Source organism: Arthrobacter sp. Y3223164, assembly GCF_059091005.1.
On record NZ_JBNHGF010000210.1, the window covers coordinates 1 to 4,969 of the forward strand.

Below are 4,969 nucleotides of genomic sequence, written 5' to 3' on the forward strand. Positions count from 1 at the left end.
CAGGCGCCGTTGGCGGCGGCCAGCGCGGAGACCGCCAGCGTGGCCTCGTCGCGTTCCTTGGGTGCGGCGGCCTTGCCGGCGGTGGTCAGCAGGGAACCGAGGAACCGCTTGCGTGATGCGCCGACCAGCACCTTGTGGCCCAGTTGCGCGATCCGGTCCGTGGCGCGCAGCAGCTCCCAGTTGTGTTCGGCGTTCTTGGAGAAGCCCAGTCCCGGATCCAGGATGATCTGCTCCGGCGCCACGCCGGCGGCGACGAACTTGTCCCGCAGGTCGGTCAGCTCCGCGAGGACCTCGGCCACCACGTCCTGGTAGTCCGCCTTGGGGTCGACCTCGCGGGCGTCCCCGCGCCGGTGCATCAGGATGTAGGGGACCTGGCGCTCGGCCACCAGGGCGGGCATGTGCGGGTCGTGGGTCATGCCGGAGACGTCGTTGACGATGGCCGCCCCGGCGTCCAGCGCCTTGGCCGCCGTGTCCACGTGCATGGTGTCCACGCTGATCAGGGCGCCGGCCTTGACCAGTGCCTCGATGACGGGGAGGATGCGCTTCTGCTCTTCCTCGGGAGTGATCGAGTCGGCGTTGGGGCGGGTGGATTCACCCCCGACGTCGATGATGTCGGCGCCGCCGTACAGCAACTTCAGCCCGTAGGCGATCGCCGCTTCCTTATTGGCGTGGTCGCCGCCGTCGCTGAACGAGTCCGGGGTGACGTTCAGGATGGCCATGACGACGGCACGGTCGGTGGGCAGGTCCGCGAACTTTTTCGGCTCGCGCGCCTTGCGCAGCACGGGCAGCGGCGACGTGGCGGGCCCGGTTCCGGGGACTGCGGCGAGTGAATCCATCTATCTGTACCGTCTCTTCTCTTCGCTATCGTCCGATAATCAGGCTCATGGCCTCGGCTCGGGTGGCCTGCTCGCGCAATTGGCCGCGCACGGCCGAGGTGACTGTCTTCGCCCCCGGCTTGCGGACCCCGCGCATGGACATGCACATGTGTTCGCATTCGACGACGACGATCGCGCCCTTGGGCTCCAGGTACTTGACCATGGCCTCGACGATCTGCGTGGTGAGGCGTTCCTGCACCTGCGGGCGCCGGGCGTAGATTTCCACCAGGCGGGCGAGCTTGCTCAACCCGGTCACTTTACCGTCATGGGACGGAATGTAGCCAATGTGGGCGGTGCCGTGGAACGGGACCAGATGGTGCTCGCAGGTCGAATAGAACGGGATGTCCTTGACCAGCACCATTTCCTCATGGTTGATGTCGAACGTGGTGCCGAGAATGTCCGCCGGGTCCTGATGCAGGCCGGCAAACACCTCCGCGTACGAACGGGCGACCCGCTGCGGGGTTTCCCGCAGGCCTTCGCGGTCAGGATCTTCGCCGACGGCGATGAGGATTTCGCGCACCGCCTTCTCGATCCTGGGCAGGTCGATCAGCGGGTCGAACTCCAGCTCGGCGACAACGTCATCGTATTCGGTCACGTCTGTGATCCTAGCTGCTGGCGCCGGGTACGCCGCTTCGGCCGTCATCCCCGGGAAGGTCTCCGCCGGCCGGATTCGGGTCCACGATCACGGCCCCGTGGCTTCCTTCCTGCTGCTGGCCGTTGGCGGCCGCTTCCCGCTCCCGGCGGGAGACCACCGGCGGGATGTTGTGTACCGGCCGGGTTTCCTTGGACAGCCACACGTCCCGCAGCTCGCGGCGGCGCAGGTCGTGGAAGATCTCGGCGATCTCACGCTGGTTCAGCGTCTCGCGTTCCAACAGCGCCAGGGCCAGCCGGTCCAGCACGTCGCGGTTCTCGGTCAGGATCGCGTAGGCCTCGTCGTGGGCGTCGTCGATGAGCCGGCGCACTTCCTCGTCCACCACGAAGGCGACGTGGTCGGAGTAGTTGCGTTCGTGCGACATGTCGCGGCCCAGGAACGGCTCGCCGCCGCCCTGGCCCAGCTTCACGGCACCCACGCGTTCGCTCATGCCGTACTGGGTGACCATCTGGCGGGCGGTGCTGGTGGCCTTCTCGATGTCGTTGGACGCGCCGGTGGACGGATCGTGGAAGACGATCTCTTCGGCCACCCGGCCGCCCATGGCGTAGGCGAGCTGGTCCAGCAGTTCGTTGCGGGTCACGGAGTACTTGTCGTCCTCCGGCACCACCATGGTGTAGCCCAGGGCGCGGCCGCGGGGCAGGATTGTGACCTTGGTGACCGGCGCGGAGTAACGCAGCGCGGCCGCGACCAGGGCGTGTCCGCCTTCGTGGTAGGCGGTGATCTTGCGCTCGTGTTCCTTCATGACGCGGGAGCGCTTTTGCGGCCCGGCCATCACGCGGTCGATGGCTTCGTCCAGCGCCCGGTCGTCGATCAGCTGGGCGTTGGACCGGGCGGTCAGCAGGGCGGCTTCGTTGAGCACGTTGGCCAGGTCGGCACCGGTGAATCCGGGCGCACGCTTGGCCAGGGAACGCAGGTCCACGCCCGGGGCCATGGGCTTGCCGGCGGCGTGCACCTGCAGAATCTGGTGGCGGCCTTCCAGGTCGGGGGCCTCGACGGCGATCTGCCGGTCGAACCGGCCCGGGCGCAGCAACGCCGGGTCCAGCACGTCGGGACGGTTGGTGGCGGCGATCAGGATGACGTTGGTCTTGACGTCGAAGCCGTCCATCTCGACCAGCAGTTGGTTCAGCGTCTGTTCGCGCTCGTCGTTGCCGCCGCCCACGCCGGCACCGCGGTGCCGGCCGACCGCGTCGATTTCGTCCACGAAGATGATGGCCGGCGAATTGGTCTTGGCCTGTTCGAACAGGTCCCGGACGCGGGAGGCGCCGACGCCGACGAACATTTCGACGAAGTCGGAGCCGGAGATCGAGAAGAAGGGGACGCCGGCTTCGCCGGCCACGGCGCGGGCCAACAGGGTCTTGCCGGTACCGGGCGGGCCGTAGAGCAGCACGCCCTTGGGGATCTTCGCCCCGACGGCCTGGAATTTGGCCGGTTCGGAGAGGAACTCCTTGATTTCGTGCAGTTCCTCCACGGCCTCGTCCACGCCCGCGACGTCGGCGAAGGTCACCTGCGGCATGTCCTTGGTGATCATCTTCGCCTTGGACTTGCCGAACTGCATGACCTTGGAACCGCCGCCCTGCATGCGCGAGAGCAGGAACCAGAAGATCAGGCCGATGATCAGGATGGGCAGGATCAGGCTGATGAAGCTCATGAACCAGTTGTTTTCCACCGGCTGGTCGGTGAAGGTGTCCACGTCGGAGGCGTTGATCGCGTCCACGATGTCCGGACCGCGGTCGCGACTGTAGAAGAAGGTGATCGACTTGCCCTTGTTGGCGTCGTCGATGACCAGGTCTTCGCGCAACGTCAGGTCGACGCTCTGGGCGCCGTCGTTCATCCGGGCCTGTTCCGCCTTGTTGTCCTGCAGCAGTTCAAGTCCCACACTGGTGTCGACGCGTGAAGACTGCGGACCGGCCAAATTGGGCACGGCGATCAGGAGGATGACCAGGACCAGGACAATCCAGATGATCGGTCCCTTGAAAAGGTTCTTCAATTTCATGCGACTTGGGGGCTTGCGCCCGTCCCTCCTGCTTGTCCGCGCGTGATGGCAGCCCTTCGGCTACTACAGCTATACACTGTCCGTCTTCCTTCACGCTCAAGGGAGGGCATTAGTTCCCTCTGGGCGTAGCCTAGCCTGCGGCGGACGGTGCGGCGGTTATTCGTAGATGTGCGGTGCCAGGGTGCCGATGAAGTCCAGGTTGCGGTAGCGCTCGGCGTAGTCCAGCCCGTAGCCCACCACGAATTCGTTCGGGATCTCGTAGCCGACGTACTTGACGTCGATTTCCACCTTGGCGGCATCGGGCTTGCGCAGCAGGGTGCAGATTTCCACGCTGGCCGGGCCGCGCGAAATCAGGTTGGTCTTCAGCCAGGACAGGGTGAGGCCGGAGTCGATGATGTCCTCAACGATGAGCACATGCTTGCCCATCAAGTCCGTCTCGAGGTCCTTCAGGATCCGCACGACGCCGGAGGACTGGGTGCCGGAGCCGTAGGAGGATACGGCCATCCAGTCCATCTTGACGTGGCTGTGCAGTGCCCGGGCCAGGTCCGCCATGACCATCACCGCGCCCTTGAGGACGCCGACGATCAACAGGTCGCGCCCTTCATAGTCCCTGTCGATTTCGGCAGCCAGCTCGGCGACGCGCTGCTGGATCTGCTCCTTGGTGTAGAGGACGTGCTTGAGGTCTGCCTGGACGTCGTTGGAATCCACCACATGCTCCCGGGTCTAGCGGTCTGTCTGGCCGGGGCTGCGGCCAGTTGTTCTCAACACAAGATTGCCATAGCCGGTGCCATCTTGGTGAACCGCGTTGGCAGCAGTCCGGCGGTAGACACTGACGAATCCGGCCAGCTGCACCGGGCCGGCCGAGCCTTGGCGGCGCAGCAGCGATTCGGCCGCCTGCAGCCGTTCGTAGCTGGGGTTTTCGCCGCCCAGTTCGGCGGCGGCCAGGGCGAGCACGCGGTGCTTCATGGCGGCCGGGAGTTGTTCCATGCCTTCCCGTGGCAGCTCCAGCCCGTCCGGTGTGACCACCCGCAGCCGGCGGTATTCCTCGGCCGCCTGTGCCTGCAGGTAGTCGGCGTCGGCGGCCAGAATCTGTGCCGACCGCCACAGCGCCTGGGCGACGCCGGGACCCATCTCGTCTTCCAAGAACGGCATCACCCGCATCCGGATGCGGGAGCGCATGTACTGCGGATCACTGTTGGCCGGGTCGTGCCAGGGCTGCAGCCCGGCAACCGCGCACACCTCCTCGGTGTCTTGCCGGCGCAGCGACAGGAACGGGCGCAGATACCGGCCCCGCTTCACCGGCATGCCGGCCAACGACCGCGTGCCCGAGCCGCGGCCCAGGCCCAGCAGTACCTGCTCGGCCTGGTCGTCCAGGGTGTGCCCCAGCAGCACCGCCGCGGCCCCGAGTTCCGCCGCGGCGGCATCCAGCGCCGCGTAGCGTGCCGTCCT

The 4,969-nt window shown here is 66.6% G+C and carries 5 protein-coding genes; all 5 read right to left on the reverse strand.

What is annotated here, in order from left to right:
• On the reverse strand, positions 1-836 hold an 836-nt coding region (gene folP / locus AC5RUJ_RS10945), incomplete at its 3' end, for a dihydropteroate synthase (protein WP_494155860.1).
• A 25-nt stretch (positions 837-861) separates the two neighbouring features.
• Entirely contained in the window at positions 862-1,470 is a 609-nt protein-coding gene (gene folE / locus AC5RUJ_RS10950) for a GTP cyclohydrolase I FolE (protein WP_494001929.1), read from the reverse strand.
• 10 nt (positions 1,471-1,480) lie between these two features.
• Positions 1,481-3,520: an ATP-dependent zinc metalloprotease FtsH gene (gene ftsH, locus AC5RUJ_RS10955; RefSeq protein ID WP_494001928.1), complete on the reverse strand. Its 2,040-nt coding sequence runs from the start codon at positions 3,518-3,520 to the stop codon at positions 1,481-1,483.
• A gap of 156 nt (positions 3,521-3,676) precedes the next feature.
• Positions 3,677-4,228 carry a hypoxanthine phosphoribosyltransferase gene (gene hpt, locus AC5RUJ_RS10960; protein ID WP_494001927.1) on the reverse strand — a complete coding sequence of 184 codons (552 nt, stop codon included), beginning with the start codon at positions 4,226-4,228 and terminating at the stop codon, positions 3,677-3,679.
• 15 nt (positions 4,229-4,243) lie between these two features.
• A partial coding sequence (locus AC5RUJ_RS10965; RefSeq protein WP_494155861.1) for a tRNA lysidine(34) synthetase occupies positions 4,244-4,969 on the reverse strand: 726 nt, incomplete at its 5' end.

What these genes read in the sequence shown, in the direction of transcription:
- ftsH (WP_494001928.1), bottom strand. Translation starts at nt 3,520, where the DNA reads ATGAAATTGAAGAACCTTTTCAAGGGACCGATCATCTGGATTGTCCTG.